Source organism: Glacieibacterium arshaanense (assembly GCF_004681125.1).
In the GTDB taxonomy this organism is placed as follows: Bacteria; Pseudomonadota; Alphaproteobacteria; order Sphingomonadales; family Sphingomonadaceae; genus Polymorphobacter_A; species Polymorphobacter_A arshaanense.
Genome location: NZ_SIHO01000002.1, coordinates 330,633 through 349,869, shown reverse-complemented (window position 1 = coordinate 349,869; position 19,237 = coordinate 330,633). Strand labels below are relative to the sequence as shown.

General features: G+C 65.3%; 13 protein-coding genes. 7 read left to right on the top strand and 6 right to left on the bottom strand.

All coding sequences use genetic code 11. From position 1 onward, the window contains the following. Positions 1-9: 9 nt before the first annotated feature. The 4 genes from EUV02_RS07860 to bchF are packed head-to-tail and all read right to left on the bottom strand — an operon-like array spanning position 10 to position 6,958. Positions 10-3,687, bottom strand: coding sequence for a magnesium chelatase subunit H (locus EUV02_RS07860; RefSeq protein WP_135245695.1), 3,678 nt, complete (start codon positions 3,685-3,687; stop codon positions 10-12). After that, complete coding sequence (gene bchB / locus EUV02_RS07855; protein WP_135245694.1) at positions 3,677-5,248, bottom strand: ferredoxin:protochlorophyllide reductase (ATP-dependent) subunit B; 1,572 nt, start codon at positions 5,246-5,248, stop codon at positions 3,677-3,679. The genes EUV02_RS07860 and bchB overlap by 11 nt, the downstream gene beginning before the upstream one ends. Positions 5,249-5,252: 4 nt before the next feature. Continuing rightward, positions 5,253-6,548, bottom strand: a complete 1,296-nt coding sequence (locus EUV02_RS07850) for a ferredoxin:protochlorophyllide reductase (ATP-dependent) subunit N (RefSeq protein ID WP_135245693.1) — start codon at positions 6,546-6,548, stop codon at positions 5,253-5,255. Beyond that, positions 6,545-6,958 (bottom strand): 2-vinyl bacteriochlorophyllide hydratase, encoded by a 414-nt coding sequence (bchF, locus tag EUV02_RS07845; protein WP_424022182.1) that lies wholly within the window; start codon positions 6,956-6,958, stop codon positions 6,545-6,547. Before bchF ends, EUV02_RS07850 begins: the two co-directional genes overlap by 4 nt. Before the next feature lie 332 nt (positions 6,959-7,290). Between bchF and EUV02_RS07840 the strand changes: the two genes are divergently transcribed. The 7 genes from EUV02_RS07840 (at position 7,291) to EUV02_RS07810 (ending at position 13,902) form a co-directional block, all read left to right on the top strand. Continuing rightward, positions 7,291-8,196, top strand: a complete 906-nt coding sequence (locus EUV02_RS07840; RefSeq protein ID WP_135245691.1) for a cobalamin B12-binding domain-containing protein — start codon at positions 7,291-7,293, stop codon at positions 8,194-8,196. 27 nt (positions 8,197-8,223) lie between these two features. Next, entirely contained in the window at positions 8,224-9,654 is a 1,431-nt protein-coding gene (gene ppsR, locus EUV02_RS07835) for a transcriptional regulator PpsR (protein ID WP_135245690.1), read from the top strand. 68 nt (positions 9,655-9,722) lie between these two features. Further along, positions 9,723-10,631 (top strand): chlorophyll synthase ChlG, encoded by a 909-nt coding sequence (gene chlG, locus EUV02_RS07830; RefSeq protein WP_135245689.1) that lies wholly within the window; start codon positions 9,723-9,725, stop codon positions 10,629-10,631. Then, positions 10,628-11,953: a BCD family MFS transporter gene (locus EUV02_RS07825; protein WP_135245688.1), complete on the top strand. Its 1,326-nt coding sequence runs from the start codon at positions 10,628-10,630 to the stop codon at positions 11,951-11,953. The genes chlG and EUV02_RS07825 overlap by 4 nt, the downstream gene beginning before the upstream one ends. After that, on the top strand, positions 11,950-13,134 hold the full coding sequence (locus EUV02_RS07820; RefSeq protein ID WP_135245687.1) for a geranylgeranyl diphosphate reductase: 1,185 nt from the start codon (positions 11,950-11,952) through the stop codon (positions 13,132-13,134). The genes EUV02_RS07825 and EUV02_RS07820 overlap by 4 nt, the downstream gene beginning before the upstream one ends. Positions 13,135-13,139: 5 nt before the next feature. Further along, positions 13,140-13,622, top strand: coding sequence for a TspO/MBR family protein (locus EUV02_RS07815; protein WP_135245686.1), 483 nt, complete (start codon positions 13,140-13,142; stop codon positions 13,620-13,622). Further along, the gene (locus EUV02_RS07810; RefSeq protein ID WP_243445824.1) at positions 13,606-13,902 is read left to right on the top strand and encodes a hypothetical protein; all 297 of its coding nucleotides are present in this window, start codon (positions 13,606-13,608) and stop codon (positions 13,900-13,902) included. The genes EUV02_RS07815 and EUV02_RS07810 overlap by 17 nt, the downstream gene beginning before the upstream one ends. 34 nt (positions 13,903-13,936) lie before the next feature. Here the strand turns inward: EUV02_RS07810 and EUV02_RS07805 are convergent, their stop codons facing one another. After that, entirely contained in the window at positions 13,937-14,530 is a 594-nt protein-coding gene (locus EUV02_RS07805) for a c-type cytochrome (RefSeq protein ID WP_135245684.1), read from the bottom strand. A 119-nt stretch (positions 14,531-14,649) separates the two neighbouring features. After that, complete coding sequence (locus tag EUV02_RS07800; RefSeq protein WP_135245683.1) at positions 14,650-19,098, bottom strand: hypothetical protein; 4,449 nt, start codon at positions 19,096-19,098, stop codon at positions 14,650-14,652. Positions 19,099-19,237: the final 139 nt, after the last annotated feature.

Sequence of the window (19,237 nt, the reverse complement as noted above, 5' to 3'; positions counted from 1 at the left end):
TCGTTTCCTTTATGCCGCCACCGCGACGACACCCTCGAGACGATCCTCGAGTTCATCGCTGGCGGCATGGAGTGCGGCGAGCGTCGCCGCGTCGGGTTGCCAGTAATTGCGGTCGCTAGCCTCGATCAGCCGGTTGGCGACACGTGCCGCCGCGCGCGGATTGAGCGCGGCGATGCGCTCGCGCATCTCGGGATCGAGGACATAGGTTTCGCCGATGCGCTGATAGACCCAGGCATCGACTTCGCCGGTCGTCGCCGACCAGCCCATCGTGGTGGTGACGCTGCCTTCGATCTGGCGGACGCCTTCATAGCCGTGGCGCAGCAGGCCTTCGGTCCAGACCGGATTGAGGATACGCGTGCGTGTTTCGAGCGCGACTTGTTCCTGCAGGCTCCGCACCTTGCCCGCTCCCTGCGTCTGGTCGCCGATATAGACCGGTGCGGCGGTGCCTTTGGCACGGGTGACCGCACGGCTGATGCCGCCCAGCGCATCGACATATTGATCGATCGCGGTTATTCCGAGCTCGACGCTCTCGAGGTTCTGATATGCGCAGTCGACGGTCTTGAGCGCCGACGCCAGCAGCGCCGCCTGCCGCACCGGCGTGCCCTTGACGCCGTAGGCATAGCCCTTCTGCCGCTCGAAGCTGTCGGCCAATTCGTCGGGGTCCGTCCAGGCGCCGTTGTCGATCATCAAGTTGACGTTGGCGCCATAGGCACCTTCGGCATTCGAGAAGACGCGCAACGCAGCGGTTTCAATGCCGCAGCTGTGCTCGGCGTTGTGCGCCAACGTGTGGCGGCGAATGAAGTTCATCTCGACGGGCTCGTCGGCCTCGCTCGCGAGCAACGCGGCCTCGGCCATCATGCGCGTCTGCAGCGGCAGCAGGTCGCGGAACACGCCCGACAACGTGACGACGACGTCGATGCGGGGGCGGCCGAGTTCTTCGAGGCTGATCAGTTCGGCACCGGCGAGGCGGTTGTAGCTGTCGAAGCGCGGCCGTGCGCCCATCAGCGCCATCGCCTGCGCGATCTGAGCACCTTCGCTCTTCAGATTGTCGGTGCCCCACAGCACCATCGCCACGGTTTCGGGGATATGCCCCGAGTCAGCAAGGCTGCGGTCGATCAGCCGCTGCGCCTGCGCGGCCCCATCCCTGACGGCAAAGGCCGACGGCAGCCGGAACGGATCGAAGCCATGGATGTTGCGGCCGGTCGGCAGGATTTCGGGGTTGCGCAGCAGGTCACCGCCGGTGACGGGCGCGATATATTGGCCATTCAGCGCGCGGACGATGCCGTCGATCTCGGCGTTGGTCGACAGCGCAGTGTTGAGCGACGCCATGTCCCGGAGCAGCGGCGTATCGAGCTTGGCCGTGCCGTTGACAATTGCCGCGACCGTTGCCGCCGACAAGGCTTCGCCGCGTGCGCTCGCCGAGGCGGTGATCATTTCGGCGCGTTCATCAGGCGTCGCGGCAGCGCCGGCGACGTGCAGCCCTTGCGGAATGAGCTCGCGTTCGATTTCGTAGAGCCGTGCTCCCAGCGCGGCGATGTCGCTGCCATCGAGATCAAGCGCGGCGGCTTGATCGCCGATGAGTTCGGCAAGATCGCGGCATTCGTCGCTGCCCGGCTCGGCGACGCGCCAACGGTCGACCGACGCCTTGAGGTCGGCAAGGCCTTTGTAGACGCCCGAATTGGTCAGCGCCGGCGTCAGGTAGCTGATCAGCGTGGCGCCCGCGCGCCGCTTAGCCAGTACGCCTTCGGACGGGTTGCTCGCGGCATAGAGATAGATGTTGGGCAGGTCGCCGATCAGTCGGTCGGGCCAGCACTGCGCGGTCAGGCCGGTCTGCTTGCCGGGCATAAACTCTAGGCTGCCGTGCGTGCCGAAATGCAGCACGGCATGCGCGCGGAAATCTTCCTTGAGCCAGCGGTAGAAGGCGGCAAAGGCATGCGTCGGGGCGTAGCGACCCTCGAACAGCAGCCGCATCGGATCACCCTCATAGCCGATGGCGGGCTGGATGCCGACGAAGACGTTGCCGAACTGAGCGCCGAGGATGTGGACCGAGGCGCCGTCGGCTTGCAGCTTGCCGGGGGCCGGGCCCCAGGCGACTTCGATTTCCCGCAGCCATGTCTCGCGCTGGACGATCGTGTCGGCACTGACACGCGTGTGGACATTTGCATCGGCACCGTAGCGTGCCGCATTGCCGCCGAGGATGCGCTCGCGCAATGCGTCGACCGAGGCGGGCACCTCGACGGTATAGCCTTCGCGGGCGAGCCGCACGAGCGTGGCGTGAAGCGATTCGAATACCGCGAGGAATTGCGCGGTGCCGGCGGCCCCGGCGTTCGGGGGGAAGTTGAACAGCACCGCGGCAATGCGCTTCTCGGCGTTTTCGGCGCGACGCAGCTCGATGAGCTTGAGCACCCGCGCGGCGAGCATGTCGGCACGTTCACCGCAGCTCTGCATCGCCCGAACCTGGTCCGACGCTGCGAAGGTGCAGCCACGACCGCAGCCGGTGCATGCCGCGGCAGAGCCATCCGAGCGGCCGCCGAACACCATCGGCACGGTGCCGCCATCGAGTTCGGGAATCGCGATCATCATCGTCGATTCGAGCGGCAACAGTCCCTGGCGGTTCGCGCCCCAGGCCTGCAGCGTCTGGAACTCCACCGGGTGCGCGGCGATGTACGGCCGGTCGAGCTTGGTCAGCATCGCTTCGGCGGCGGCGGTATCGTTGTAGGCCGGGCCGCCGACGAGGCTGAAACCGGTCAGATTGACGACCGCATCGACGGTGGCGACGCCGTCCTTCATGAACAGGGCCTCGATTGCCGGGCGGCCATCGAGCCCGCCGGCAAATGCCGGGATCACGTTGAGCCCGCGTGCTTCCAGTGCAGCAATCACGCCGTCATAATGGCCTGCATCCTTGGCGAGCACATAAGAGCGCAGCATCAGCAGGCCGACGGTGCCCTGTGCATTACGCTGGCGCGGCAGGTCCTTGACGCCGTGCGCCATCCGCTGCGGCAAGGCCGGGTGATAGACGCCGACTTCGGGATAGTCGCGCGGCAGCGTCGCCTTCATCGTGCCGCGCAGCGCCCGGCGCGCGCCATCGGCATAGCGGTCAACGAGCGCGCGGATCATGTCGACGACATTGTCGTCTGATGCGGCGAGCCAGTATTGCATCGTCAGGAAATAGGCGCGCACGTCCTGCGCCGTGCCCGGCACGTATTTGAGCAGCTTCGGCAGCCGCCGCAGCACCGCCATTTGCCCCGCGCCCGAGCTGGTGCCGGCCTTGTTGGTGCCGCGCAGTTTCTTGATGATCGACAGCAGCCCGCTGGCGGGCTTGTCCATCCGGTAGTCGCCCATGCGCGTCAGCTTGACGACATCGCCCGCCGACATCAGGCCGATCATCGCGTCACATTCATTCTGCCGCGCCACTAGTTGCGGCAGCACGGCGCGGATGTGATCCTCGAGGAACAGCATCGTCATCAGGATGATGTCGCCGCGAGCTATGTCGGCGCGCGCCGCCTCAAGCGTTTCGGGCTTTTCTTCCCAGTCGGCAGCAGCATGGAAGCCGATCGTCACACCGGGGTAAACGCGCGCGAACTGTTCCTGCGCGCGCATCACCGCACCCGACAGATGATTGTCGAGCGTGATGATGACCACGCGCACCGGGATGTGCCCGGCGGGGGATGCTGCACTAGCGGGCATAATGCGCCTTCGCTTCGTAGAGCGTGTCGAGCGTGATCGCGGCGATGCCCTGCTCGGTGGCATAGCGCTCGGTGTTCCGCCGTGCCTTGCCGCGCACGAAGAACGGGATTTTGAGCAGTTCCTTTTCGGCATCGGCAGACCAGCCGGCGGGGGCAACTTCAATAATATGGGATGGCGCGGCGGGCATCGCGTCGGGCGCAGCATCGGCAATCGGCTGCCGGTCGGGCAGGGCGGCCGATCCGTGCCCGAGGTGCGAGGCACCCGCCGAATCGCTGAATTCGAAATCGTCGCGGAACATCGTCAGCAGATGCTCCTCGAGCCCCATCACCAGCGGATGGACCCAGGTATCGAACAGCACGTTCGCGCCCTCGAAACCCATCTGCGGCGAATAGCGCGCCGGGAAATCCTGCACATGGACGGGCGCCGAAATGACCGCGCACGGGATGCGCAAGCGCTTGGCGATATGGCGCTCCATCTGCGTGCCGAGCACCAGTTCAGGCTGCAGCGCCTGGATAGCTTCCTCGACCGCGAGATAGTCGTCGGTGATCAGTGGTTCAAGGCCATACAGCTTCGCCGCATCGCGGATCTCGCGCGCGAATTCGCGGTTATAGCAGCCCAGCCCGACCACTTCGAAACCCAGCTCGTCACGCGCCACGCGCGCGGCAGCGACGGTATGCGTCGCGTCGCCGAAGATGAAGACACGCTTGGCGGTAAGATAGGTCGAGTCGACCGAGCGGCTCCACCACGGCAGGCGCGAGGTGTCGAGTGCGGCGGCAGCATCGACGCCTGCCAGCGCCGCGACCTCGGCAATGAAATCGAGCGTCGCGCCGTGACCGATCGGGATCGTCCGCACCGTCTTCTGGCCGAAGCTCTTCTCGAGCCAGCGGCACGTCGTATCGGCGATTTCGGGATAGAGGCAGATATTGAAGTCCGCCGCACCAAGGCGCTTGAGGTCGGCGGGGCTGGCGCCGAGCGGGGCGACAACATTGACATCGACGCCCAGCGTGCCGAGCAGGCGGGTGATCTCGACGATATCGTCGCGGTGACGGAAACCGAGCGCCGTGGGCCCGAGTAGATTTGCCAGCGGGCGGCGCCCGTCGCGCGGAGCGGGCTTGGCTTCCCGGTCGGCGAGCGTCCGGACCAGCTGGTACAAGGTCTCGGCAGCGCCCCAATTCTCCTTGCGCTGGTAGCTCGGCAATTCAAGTGCAACGACCGGCACCGGCAGGCGCATCGCCTCGACGAGTCCGGCCGGATCGTCCTGGATCAGCTCGGCAGTACACGAGGCGCCGACCAGCATCGCCTGCGGTTGGAACCGCTCGAAGGCATCGCGCGCCGCAGACTGGAACAGCTGCGCGGTATCCTTGCCCAGATCGCGCGCCTGGAATGTGGTGTAGGTGACTGGCGGGCGCTTGCCGCGCCGCTCGATCATCGTGAACAGCAGATCGGCATAGGTATCGCCCTGCGGCGCGTGCAGCACATAGTGCACGCCTTCCATCGCCGTCGCGACCCGCATGGCCCCGACATGCGGTGGCCCTTCATAGGTCCAGACGGTCAGCTGCATGGCGCTAGACCTTCAGCACGTCGCGCCGCCGCAGCGGCCGCGCAAAAAGTTCGGCAAGGTCGCCCGCCTGGTCGAAACCGTGCACTGGCGAGAACACCAATTCGATCGCCCATTTGGTCGTCAGACCTTCGGCTTCAAGCGGGTTGGCGAGGCCGAGACCGCACACAGTGAGGTCGGGCTTGGCCGCACGCACGCGATCGAGCTGCCTGTCGACGTCCTGCCCTTCGCTGATAACCGTCGCGGCGGGCAACAGCGCGAGATCCTGCGCGAGGTTGCGGCGGTGCAGATAGGGCGTGCCGACTTCGATCGGCACCATGCCCAGTTCCTGCGTGAGGAACCGCGCCAACGGGACTTCGAGCTGCGAATCGGGCATGAAGAAAATGCTCTTGCCGCCGAGGCGTTCGCGGCAGTGTTCAATAGCGCGCTTGGCCCGTTCGCGACCCGGCGCGATGACCGAGCGGAAATGCATCTCGTCGATGCCGAACGCGACCGCTGCGGCATGCAGCCAGCTGGTCGTGCCCTCGGCGCCGAACGGGAACATCGCGTCAAGACGTACCGCGCCACGATCTTCGAGGCAGCGTGCCGTCTCGCCCAGAAACGGTTGGGCGAGCAGGAAGCGGGTGTTGGTGCCGACCGGCGGCATGTCCGCGGCGCGACGTGCGGGCAGGCAGCGCACCGTGGTGATGCCAAGCTGCGCGAACAGACGGAGAAACTGGTCTTCGACCACGTCCGGTAGCGCACCGACGATCATCAATTCGGGCGCAGCACCGGGTGCAGCATCGCGCAGCACGGGCACCAGCGCCGCGAGACAGGCGTCCTCGCCCTCGGTGAACGTCGTCTCAATGCCGCTCCCCGAATAATTCAGGACCTTGGTGGCGCCGGCGTGCTTGACCGACAGCCGTGCTGCGGCGCGCGACAGATCGAGCTTGATGACCTCTGAGGGGCACGACCCGACGAGGAACAGCAGCTTGATGTCGGGCCGCCGCGCGAGCAGCCGATCGACGACGCGGTCGAGCTCCTCGTTGCAATCGGCCATGCCGGCGAGGTCGCGCTCCTCGATGATCGCGGTGCCGAAGCGCGGCTCGGCAAACACCATCACGCCGGCGGCAGATTGCAGCAAATGCGCGCAGGTGCGCGAGCCGACAACGAGGAAGAAAGCGTCCTGCACCTTGCGGTGCAGCCAGATGATGCCCGTCAGGCCGCAAAACACCTCGCGTTGTCCGCGCTCGCGCAGAACTTCGCCGCGAATCGCCGGGGCAGCATCGCACCCCAGCGTCGCGGCGGAGACCGGTGCGTTCATGCTGTCACCACCATGCGCGCGGGTGCCGATTGCAGCCGCGCGGCGCGCAGTTTGAGCAGGAACTGCGTGGCGTTGATCGCATAGGTGGCATAGGCAACCAGCGCGAGCAGCATGCGTTCGCGCACGGTGCCATAGTCGCCGATCAGCATGACAAGATAGGCCGTGTGCAGCGACAGCACGAGCATGCTGAACACGTCCTCCCAGAAGAAGGCGGGCACAAACAGCCACTTGCCGAAGACGATTTTTTCCCAGATCGATCCAGTGATCATGATCGCATACAGCGCACAGGTCTTGACCACGATCGAGATCGTTGCCGCCGCAGCGCCGGTGCCGGTGATCAGATAATTGAGTACCAGTGCCAGGCTGATCAGAAAAATCAGGAACTGCACCGGCGCCAGAATTCCCTGCACCAGCGTCCAGCGTGACGAGTCGCGGCGTAGACGTTGTTCAGGCGTGTAAAGCGGGGCGGTGCCGCCACTTTGTAGCTCTGCGAAGGAAGGGTCGTTCGACCGCATCGCTGTCCCGCCTGCCCATTTCAACCAGGAGCAAGACTAGGCCGAGGCCCGCAGAAGTGTCAATAAAATATGACATCCAAAAAATTTGACACTTGCCGCAGCGCAGCATCGGATTGCTGTTGCCAGCGTCATCAAACAGACATACGCTGCGACTCGCCGGACAAATAAAAAGCCGACGCCGGCGCTTCGAATGCGAGGTTTATCAGCTAGGGTGGGGGATCCGGCTAATGGCGTCCATGCATCAGGCTACGGGCTACGTACAATCGTTTCCGAGCGATCGGCTGGACCGCAATATGGCGGTGAACCTGCAGCGGCTCGCTGCGCTGCGTGTCATTGTCGACACTGAATACGCGCAATCGCTGTCGTCGCTGATCGAAACCGAAATCATTCCCCGTTTAATGGTTGCCCACACCGCGACAGCACTTACAGCCGATATCGTCGCGACCGACCCGGGCATTGATGCGCTCGAAATCGAGGCCTTTGCGCCTATGGTCATGGCCGTCGAAGCCGATGTGCTGCTCGCGCATGTCGAGTCGATTCTGGCGCGCGGTGTCTCGCTCGAAACCCTGATGGTCGACTTCTTGGCGCCGACGGCGCGGCTGCTCGGTGAATTCTGGGAGGCCGATCGCTGCGATTTCGTCGATGTAACGATGGGATTGTGGCGCATGCAGGAAGTGGTGCACGAAATCGCCACGCAGCGTCAGGCCGAGCGCGCGTCGACAGGCGGCGGGCGCAGCGCGTTGTTCGTCACGATGCCGGGCGACCAGCATAGCTTCGGCACAGTTGTCATCGAGGAACTGTTTCGTCGTGATGGCTGGGTGACCGACCGCCTGAGCGAAGTCGAGTCGGCCGATCTGATGAAACGCGTCGCTAGTGACTGGTTCGACCTAATCGGATTGACGGTCAGTTGCGACTGCCATATGGCGGACCTCGCCTCGGTAATCGTTGCTCTGAGGAGCGTGTCGCGTAATGCGCGTGTCTGCGTAATGGTGGGTGGCAGGATTTTCAGCGCGGATCCAGATCTGGCTGCGCAGGTCGGGGCGGATGGTACGGCGCGGGATGCAAAGCTGGCGCTCAAAGTGGCTGTGGACCTCGTCCGCGAACGCGAAGCGGGGGCCGCAGCTTTGTCGTAACCTTGATGGGGAGCATGTCGCTCGTCGATGAACAAGCTGTCCGCCCCGTCCCGGAACACGGCTTTCAAAGTGCCCGGCGCAATGCCCGGTACATTGTCCGCAGATGTAGCTGCGGATCTGCTCGCCGCAGTCGGCGATGTGACTTTCATTCTTTCGGCAGACGGCACCATTCTCGACGCTGCGGTGTCGCAAGGCGATCTCGCCAATCACGGCTTTACCGACTGGGTCGGTGACCCATGGATCGACACGATGACGCCCGACAGCCGGCCCAAGGTCGTCGAAATGCTGGCCGATGCCACGTCCGGCGTGCCGACACGCTGGCGTCAGGTCAATCATCCCGCCGCCGGTGGCGATGTACCGGTGCGCTATCTGGTGATGGGGCTCGGCGACCATGACCGGTTGATTGCCATCGGCCGCGATATGCGCGGTGCAGCCGCGATCCAGCAGCGCCTGCTGCAGACGCAGCAGTCGCTGGAACGCGACTATATCCGCTTGCGCCAGGCCGAAACGCGCTACCGCCTGTTGTTCGACATGACATCTGAGCCGGTGCTGGTCGTGGATGCCGGGACGCGCCGGATCCGTGAAGCCAATCCGGCAGCGCACCGCCTGCTCGAGGCTACCGAGGGCGCGTTGATCGGCACGGCCATCGATACAATCGTCGATCCGAAGCATCGCGACGATCTGGTGGCTCATCTCGGCGCCGCTGAAATTGCCGACGATCTCGCGCCGCTGAAACTGGCGCTGCGCGACCGGCACGGTGACGCCAGCATTTCGGCACGGTTGTTCCGCCAGGCGCGGACGCCGCTGCTGATCGTTCGCATCGAACCCGCCAGGGCCGCGGCGGCCGACAGCCAATTGGACGCCACGCTCGACGCCGTCATCGAGCGGATGCCCGACGCTTTCGTGCTGGTCGATCGCGATCTGAATGTGCTCGCGGCGAATGCCGCCTTCGTTGAATTGACTACCATGCCGTCGATCGACCGCGTCATTGGCGAACGGCTTGGCAGCTGGCTCGGGCGCCCCGGCATCGATCTCGAACTCATTGTCGGGCAGCTGCGCGAACACGGCGCGGTGCGCAATGTCGCGACGATCCTGCGCGGCGCCGCCGGCGCACAGGAAGAAGTCGAGATTTCGGGCGTCGTCGCGCCGATGGGCAGCAGCGAATGCTATGGCTTCACCATCCGCAATGTCGGGCGCCGGCTGCGCGGTGTACCGGCGACGACGCGCGACGTCCCGCGCTCGGTCGATCAATTGACCGAACTGGTCGGCCGCATGTCGCTCAAGGAAATCGTCCGCGAAAGTACCGACCTGATCGAGCGGCTCTGCATCGAGGCGGCGCTGGTCTACACCTCGGACAACCGCGCATCGGCAGCTGAAATTCTGGGTGTCAGCCGCCAGAGCCTCTATTCGAAGATGCACCGTCACGGCGTCGGCAACCTATCCGCCGAAGACAGCTAGACCGACCCACCGCTCCAGCATGTCAATTTTGTTTGACGCCATGGTGCGTCAAGCATAGGTTTCGGGCCATGGATCGGTTGACCGCCCCGGGTATCGCGACTCAGCTTCCCGCGCCTCGGGATATCCTCGAACTGCTAAAGCCGGTCACCTGGTTTCCCCCAATGTGGGCCTTCATGTGCGGCGTTGTTTCGTCGGGCGTCGCGGTTGCAGATCGCTGGCCGTTTCTGATCGCCGGCGTGTTGCTCACCGGGCCATTGGTCTGCGGGACCAGCCAGGCGGTCAACGACTGGTTCGACCGTCACGTCGATGCGATCAACGAGCCAAACCGACCGATTCCCTCTGGTCGAATTGCGGGACGTTGGGGCCTGAGGATTGCCATCATCGGCACATTGCTCTCGTTGCTGGTGGCGTGGATGACAGGACCATGGGTGCTCGCCGCCACGGTTCTGGGGCTGCTCTGTGCCTGGGGCTATAGCGCCCCACCGTTCCGCTTCAAGACGAGCGGCATTTGGGGCCCGGCGGTCGTCGCGTTGACCTATGAAGGGCTGACCTGGTTCACCGGCGCCAGCGTCATGGCCGGCGCGCTGCCCGCGGTCCATGTCCTTATCATTCTCGCGCTCTACAGCTTCGGCGCGCACGGCATCATGACGCTAAATGACTTCAAGGCGGTCGAAGGCGATCGCGCCACCGGCCTGCGGTCGCTGCCCGTCCTGCTCGGCGTCGACCGCGCTGCGCGGCTCGCCTGCGTTGTGATGGCAGCGCCGCAAATTGTGGTCGTCGTGCTGCTCGCCCTATGGGGCCACCGTCTTGCCGCCGGAATCGTGCTGGCGTTGCTCATCGGCCAGCTCGCACTGATGCCGCGATTGCTCCGCGACCCGCGTGCACACACCCCCTGGTACAACGCCACCGGCACGACACTCTATGTGTTCGGCATGCTGGCTGCGGCGCTCGGGCTCGGCGGCGTGGTCGGGCTATGACCCCGGCGCCGCTCGGCTGGCTCGGCATCGTCCGGCTCGGGCTCGTGCAGAGCGCAATCGGCGCCATCGTCATGCTGGCGACATCGCTGCTCAACCGCGTGATGGTTGTCGAATATGGCCTCCCCGCCTCGCTGCCGGCGGGGCTGGTCGCGTGGCACTATGCAGTGCAGCTGTCGCGGCCGGTCTGGGGCTATGGATCGGATCGCGGGCGGCGGCGCACACCGTGGATAATCTTCGGGATGGGCACGCTGGCGCTCGGCGCGTTGCTGGCAATTGACGCGGTCAGCCTGCTCGCCGCACGCTCGCCCTGGGGGTATCTACTGGCGATTATCGCATTTTCGATGATCGGCGCCGGTGTCGGTGCAGCGGGCACCTCGCTGCTGGCGCTGCTCGCCACACGCGTTGCGCCCGAGCGGCGCGCTGCGGCGGCGTCAATCACCTGGGTCATGATGATTTCCGGGATCGTCGTGACCGCGGGTGTCGCCGGTTCATTGATCGATCCCTTCTCGCTACAACGGCTGGCGGTCGTCGCTTCGGGGGTTGCCGGCGTGGCGTTCGTCATATCGATGCTCGCCGTCTGGGGCATGGAGGGCGCGACGCAATCGACTCCAGCAGCTTCGCTACCTGCCGAACCAGCCCCGGCGTTCGGCACTGCCTTGCGCGAGATGTGGGCCGACGACGAGGCGCGCCGGTTCACCATCTTCGTCTTCCTATCGATGCTCGCCTATTCGATGCAGGACCTCATCCTCGAACCGTTCGCCGGGCTACTGTTCGGCTTTACCCCCGGACAGTCGACGCAATTGTCAGGCATGCAGCATGGCGGCGTACTGGCGGGGATGATCCTCGTCGGCGTCGGCGGCAGCGCGTTTGGCGGTCGTAGTTCCTCCGGCATGCGGCGCTGGATCGTCGGCGGCTGCATCGGCTCCGCACTGGCGCTGGCCGGCCTCGCGCTGGCGGCGCGCGTCGGTCCGGGCTGGCCACTGGCTGCCAACATTGCCGTGCTCGGCTTCGCCAACGGCGTGTTCGCGGTTGCGGCGATCGGCGCGATGATGGGGCTCGCCGGTGCCGGTGGCGGTGGTCGCGAAGGTATCCGTCTCGGGATATGGGGCGCGGCGCAAGCCATCGCCTTCGGGCTGGGCGGCTTGATCGGCGCGGTCGGCGTTGATGCGGGGCGCGCCATTACCGGATCGACGCCGCAGACGTTTACCGTCGTATTCGGTGTCGAGGCGCTGCTCTTCCTCGTCGCGGCCACGCTGGCGTTGCGCGCGCCGGCGAACGCCGCCCAAAGCGTCGCCGGCATCATGGATGCCAAGCCGACATGACCCAGCCGACATATGACTGCGTCGTGGTCGGCGGCGGGCCGGCGGGCGCTACCGCCGCCACCGTGCTCGCCGACGCCGGGCGGCACGTCATGTTGCTCGATCGCGGCGGCCGCATCAAACCGTGCGGCGGCGCCATCCCGCCGCGGCTGATGCGCGACTTCGCCATCCCCGACCATCTGATCGCCGGGCGTGTCGTCGCGGCCCGGATGATCGCCCCGTCGGATACCGAAGTCGACATGGCGGTGGGCGACGGCTTTGTCGGCATGGTCGATCGCGAGGTTTTCGACGAATGGCTGCGGGTGCGTGCCGCACGTGGCGGCGCCGAACGCCGCACCGGCACATTCGACCGGATCGAGCGCGATGACGATGGCTGTGCAGTCGTCGTCTATGCCGATACGCGCGACGGGCCCGAACATCGCATTCGTACGCGCTGCATCATCGGCGCGGACGGCGCCAACTCGCGTGTCGCGCGCAGTACGTTCAGCGATGCCGAACGCATGCCGTGCGTATTCGCCTATCACGAGGTGATCCGCTCGCCGGCTGTCAGCGATACCAGCTTCGACCGGGCGCGGTGCGATGTCTATTATCAGCAAGCCCTTTCGCCCGATTTCTATGCGTGGATCTTCCCGCACGGTGATACCGCGAGCATCGGCGTCGGCAGCGCGCAGAAGGGCTTTGCGCTGCGCGAGGCGGTCGGCCGGCTGCGCGCCCGCGAAGGGCTCGCGGCGTGCGAGACCATCCGCCGCGAGGGCGCGCCGATACCGCTGCGGCCGCTGCGCAAATGGGACAATGACCGCGATGTCATCGTCACCGGCGATGCCGCCGGCGTTGTCGCGCCGGCATCGGGCGAGGGCATCTACTATGCGATGGTGGCGGGTCAGGAAGCGGCGCATGCTACGGCGCGCTTCCTCGCCACAGGCAACCCCAGGTCACTACGTCAGGCGCGCCGCGCCTTCATGCGCGCGCACGGCCGGGTGTTCTGGGCGCTTGGGATCATGCAGCATTTCTGGTACCGCAATGATCGACGCCGCGAACGGTTTGTAGCAATGTGCGAGGATCGTGACGTGCAGAACCTCATCTGGCCAGCCTATATGAACAAGCAGCTGGTCTACGCCAAGCCGCTGGCCTATCTGCGCATTTTCCTGAAGGACATGCGCCATTTGCTGCAAACGGCGGGTTGACCGGCATGAACCGCGCCTGGCTGTTTCCGATCATCATCGCCGGCATTGCGGCGTTGATCGTCGCCGTGATCGGCATGACGATTGCCGAGTTCGGACCCTGGTATCACGGCCTTGTGAAGCCGCGCTGGGCGCCCTCTGACCCAGCCTATAGCGCGGCATGGACTGCTGTTTACAGCATCACGGCGCTCGCCGGCGTGACCGGCTGGCTCGCGATGCCGACATGGCGCGAACGCGAATGGCTGCTCGGCCTGTTGTGCCTCACCGGCTTCCTCAATATCATGTGGAGCCTGTTGTTCTTCCAGTTCCACCGGCCCGACTGGGCGCTGATGGTCATGCTGACGCTGTGGCTTTCGATCTTCGGGCTTTTGCTGATCGTCTGGCGCCGCACGATGGTCGGTGCGGTGCTGCTACTGCCCTATCTGTTGTGGGTCACCTTCGCCGGCTATCTCAACCAGGCGATTGTCCATCTGAATGGACCCTTCGCGTGACGGCCGGGAAATGACCTGGCTGTTCGCTAAAGGTCATGCTGTCGATATCGTACTGCTGGTAATGGCTATCGAGTTGAGCTGGCTGGTCCGCAAATATGACTGGCGCATTTCGGACGCCTGCCTGCGCTTGGCCCCCGGTGCGCTGATGTTGCTGGCGCTGCGCGCGGCGCTGACCGGTCAGGATTGGCGCTGGATTGCGTTGCCGCTGATCCTGTCGTTCCCGGTCCACCTCATCGATCTCGCAAGGTCGACATCACGGCTGTCAAAGGACGAAAAATAGCCCGTCAGTCGCTGCCGCCGGGCCGGCAAGTCGATCAGGAATGGGCCTGAAGATAGGCGATCACGTCCGCACGCTTCTGCGGATCGTCGAACCCAGCAAACGTCATCTTGGTTCCCGGTACAACGCGCTGCGGCTTTTCAAGATACTGGAACAACTTTTCAGGCGTCCAAGTGATCCCGCTGCCCTTGTTGGCATTGGAATATTTGAAATCGGGCACGGTTCCGGCCTTGCGCCCAATGATGCCATGCAACGACGGACCGATCTTGTTGACGCCAGCGTCGAGCGAGTGGCACGTCTGGCAAGTGATGAAGTCGACCTTACCCTTGGCGGCGTCGCCGGTGTAGCTCGCCAGTTTCACGCCGGTGATCGTGTCAGTATTGTCGGCGGCGGGTGCAGCCGGTGCCGCCGCTGCGCGGGCAGCTGCCGGCGCCGCAGCTTCCGGCACCAGTGCGGCCGAGACTACGGTGGTCGTGGTGGTAGCCGCCGGGGCACCCCCCGTATCGGCCGTGGTCTCTTCCTTCTTGGAACATGCCGTCAGCGCCAGCGCAGAAACCGCGATGCACAGTGCGAACCGGCCAACGCGTTTCGTCGATCCTGATCCAATTATTTCGCTGTTCTCCCTGGCCATCCCCTTTTAGCCAGGTCATATTTGTCCTTTTGTTGGTGACTGTCCAATATCTAATACGCTCCAGAAGAGCGGAACGCGCACACATGAGCAGCCTCGAAACCGCGCGGCCGACAGCGCGATCAGCTTTGCTTGCGACCGCCGCCGAAGGTGGCGAGCAGCGCCGGGCCGACACCGAGGATGACCGGGAACACTGTCGTAAAGCTTTCACCTGCCATCAGCGCCAACCCTGCCAGCAGGATGATCGCGCCCGGCAGCATGATTGCCAGTGGCAGCGCCGCCTTGTCCCAGCTGCTCTTGCCCTGCTCCATGCGCCACATCGCCATCGCTTCGGGGCGTTCGGCCTGACGTACGAACGCCGCAAAGCTGGCATTAATCAGCCGCGGCTCGGGATCGAGCACCACCAGCCCGCGGCGGATCAGCGAGCGCAGCGCCAGCGCGGCGCTGATATTGACGACGCGACCGCGCGCCAGATTATCGAGGATGACGCGCTCGGCGCGCGACGAGGCCACCCACAGGTGCTGGTAATGTTCGATCAGCGTGCCGCGCAGATAGTCGATCGCCGCCTCGCGCGTCGCCGGCCGCACCGACTGCGCCCAGTCCCAAACCGGCCGCGCGTAGAGCCGGCCATATTGGACGGTGCTGATCGGATAGGTCACGGAGAACAGCTTTTTCCAGGTCGCGGCGCTCGGCACGCGGCGCGGGTCGATCAGCGAATTGAGGACGACTTCGGGCAGGTAATGCGCCTCGCGCATCAGCTGGATGATACCGTCAGCCAGACTTTCGCCGGCGTGCGTGGTGTCGGCGATGTGCGCGAGCTGTTTGCGGCAGCGCCGTTCGACGCGGGCGTTCCAGGTGAACTTCGCCGTCGGCCGGAAGACGACGGTGGTGAAATCCTCGAATAACCGGCTCCAGCGCAGCTGCTGCTGGCGCGAAATCAATGGTACACCGGGCGCGGTCGCGGTCTCGCTTTGCTCGCGCTCATAAGCTTGCAGCACGCGGTCGAGCGGAGACAGGTCGGTCAGCACGACAACGCGCCCTTCGGCGACGCCGGAGTCCGAGCGCCGCTGGCGGTCGATCAACAGCGACATGTCTTCGAGCATCGACAGCGCCGCCTCGCCCAGCGCGCCATCGCGCAGCGCGATCTCGAGCCCGATGACGACAACCGTGCCGCCGCCAAGCAGGCGTTCGCGGTGGCCGCTGTAGCCCGATGCCGCTGCAGCCCTTTGCGCCTCGGTCTGGCCGACATCGAGCGCGTCGTTGGGGCCAAGAAGTTCAAGCTGCAGCGCCAGCGGCCCGTTGAGCACCACCGTGCGTTCGGGTAGTTCAAGCCGGCGGTCACGGCGCGACAGCCGCGGATAGGTCACCGCCTCAAGCGGCGTGCCGAAGCCGAACAGCGACCGCACCAGCGCATGGATGCTGTGGCGCAGGACAAACACCAGCACGCTCAGCGCAATCAGGCTGCCGATGACGCCGGGCCACCACAGCCCTTTGAGCGACAGCGGCGGGCGCCGGTTGCTATCGACGAGCCCAACGCGCGCATTGTCATCGACGCAGTAGACCGAAGTCGGCTCGAGCGTGCCGACGCAGCCGGCAACATCGACCGGGCGGCCGAGATTGGCCCAGTCGTGCAACAACCCGCTGAGCCCGGGCTTGAGCCGGTTCGGCGTCGGCTTCGCCGCCATCGCCAGACCCGGCAGGCCGGCGCGCTGCAGCGCCGCGAGTACCTCGGCATCGGGTTTTGCCCACGCCGCATTGACGGCATCGACAACCCCTGCGAGCGGCGGGTCGGGCAGCATGATGGACTTTAGCGCCGCGCGTGTCGCAATACGATTTTCTTCCCAGGCGGCCTCAAGGTGCACAATTTCATCGTTGTTCGCGCCGACGCGGGTTTCGCGCGCCGCGTCGCTCCACATCGCCAGCATCGGGAGCGCGCCAAAGCTCAGAAACAGCGCGACGATGAGCAGGCGGTGGCCGCGCTCGTCCGTCGGCATCAGCACGCCCGCCGGCCCGGGGCCACCTGCATGGCCGATGTGCCGCCAGGCAATGGCCGACGCCACGATCGGCATCAGCACTGCAAGCCACACCTTGTAGACTTCGATCTGGGTGGCCGGCACGATGATGATCAGCAGCGCCGCCGCCAGCGCCCCGTAGATTTCCAGCGCCGCACGCCGCGCCAGCGGGCCGACGCCGGGGCGCGGCCATAGCCACAGCCAGCTGCGCTTGCGCCACACCAGCCACGCCACGCCCATCACGAACGCCCCGACCAGCGCCAGACCGAACCAGCCGATCGCGGCGAAGCTGGCGGTTGCGGCCAGTTGCGCATCGACATCGCGCAGCGGCCGGTGAACGATCAGCACCCACGGCGTACCCTTCAGCCCACGCGCCACGAACTGCTGCGGCCGCCCTTCGAAGACCGCATCGAAACTCTGCGATTCGGCGGAATCGTCGACGCCGGTCAGCACGCCGCGCAGCCGCTCGCGGACCGTGGGATGCTTGGCATCGCGCGTGTCGATGCTCGCCGCCCGCGCCGCGCGTTCGATGGCGTCGATCGGCGCACCCGAACTGAACGCCGAGCCCAGCCCGTCGATGGCGATGCGGTGGGTATTCGAGCCCGCGACATAGGGCAGCCGCTTGTCGGACGCGTCGACAATGATGAATTCGACCGATGACGGAAGCACCGGCGCCAGGAAGCTGCGCGGCACCATCGTCTGCAGCATGATGCCACGGCGCAGCTTGTCATCCTTGATGCCGACGCCGGTGTTATCGAATGGCACCGCGATCGCGACTTTGTTGCCGCCATCAGATGACGAGCGGACGGCTTCGATGGTGTAATCGGACGCAAACTTGAAACCTTTGGGCGCGTTGAAGCGCGTGGCGTCAAAGTTGCCATGACTGACCCCGGCGAGTGCCGCGCGGAAATACTGGCGTTCGCCGATGCCAAGCCGGGTGATGCTGCCCTTGCAGCGATTCATGATTGTCGACGAGCCGACGAAACGGTTGCCCTTGGCATCCGATAGCGACAGGCTTTCGCGCAGCGGCCAGACCCAAGGGCCGCTGCCGCCCATGCCGGGCAATACCAGCCATTCGGTCGATGCCGTCGGCGGCACCGGGGTATTCGACCGGGCTTCGGTGCCGGAATTGCGGGGCTGCTTGGCCGCCGGCACCGCTGCTGCGGACGGCGGGCTGTCGGTGCATATCAGCGTCGCGCCGGCAGCGGGCGCCGCGCGCGGCTTGTCAGCAGCAGGCCAGATCGCCGCGGGCGTGTTGGTCAGCGCCAGCATGCTGGCAAACTCGATTTCGAACTGCCCTGCCATTTCCTGTGCGAGGCTTTCCAGCCGGGTCTGCGACCGGGCGTGCGACAGCAACGAGTTCCACACCAGCACCACCGCGAGCACCGCCAGTGCAAACGCTGCGACAATTCCGAAGATCGCCGCAATGACTTCGAGCGGCGTCATATGCCCTGCCGGGCCGAGGAAGCGCAGCTTCATCACCGGCACCAGCGCCACCGCCAGCGTCAGGAAAATGGCGGCGAGCGTCAGCAGGTCGGGCGACAGGCTCAGCGACCGCGCATAAGTGCCGCCGTCGGGCGCCAACCCGACAATCAGGCAGCCCTTGAGATCGCTCTTGTCGCTCGACTTGACGGCGCAGTTCGACGCCCAGGGTGCCGGGAAATTGAGCGGGCGCATGTACATGACATAGGATTCACCGGCGATGCTGACCGACACCGGCTCGGCATTGCCGCGCAGTGTCGGCGGCTGCGCAGCTTTCGAATCGCCGCCGCCGATGTCCTTGCCGCTGACCACGCGGGCGCTGGTCAGCAGCAGCGCACCAAGGTCGGCGTCATCGGCGATGATGTCCTTGACCGATGAAACCGGCAGCTTCTTGCCGCCCAGCGAGGCGACCACAAGGCCATCCTTGTCGACGACGAACACCGTCTCGAAATCCGGGGCACTGTCGGACAGCTTGGCAATGCCTTCGAGCGACAGATCGGCACTATATTGCAGCAGGCTTTCGTCGGGCAGGTCGACTCCTGACATATTCTCACCGGTCACGGTTTGAAGCAGCACTTTGTCAGTCGTCACGTTGCCGACGTCGAGTTCGGCAGCAACGAGGTCGCGTAACGGGATTTCGCCATAAACTGAAAGCTTGTTGTCGGTCGATTGGACACCGGCATACGGGTCGGGATCGCAGCTCGCCGGTTCCACCACTTCGCCCTTGGCGTCCTTCTCGGGTTCCTTGGGACAGGTCCGTACGCCATAGCGAATCTTGAACTCGCCAAGGTCGGGATGCGCGTAGTTGACCACGCCTAGTGCGCCGCGATCCTCCGAAAGCGCCGATGCGTGCTTGAGCTTGCCCGGCACGAAGTTCGACCGCGCCATCATTTCGATCTGTTTGGGCCAGCCTTCAACGGCGCGACCGACAATTTCGAGTTCGCGGTAGTTGCGCAGATGCTCGGCGGTAGCCCAGTCGCGGCCGCGCAGCAGCACCATCACCGCCAACGCCAGCACAAGGCCCGTCACTGCGAGCAGGACCAGCCGGATCCAGCCGCGGGCGCTGCTAGACGCCACGCGGCGCCCCGTCGCTGTACGATCGTAGCCGCTCTATTGTCCTGGCTTGCACGCGCATGTGCCCGGTCCCCACCATCGCGCGCCCCGGCGCTGGCGGAAGTCTAGCCGAGTTTCGGAGCAACGCCAAATGACAGCGGTG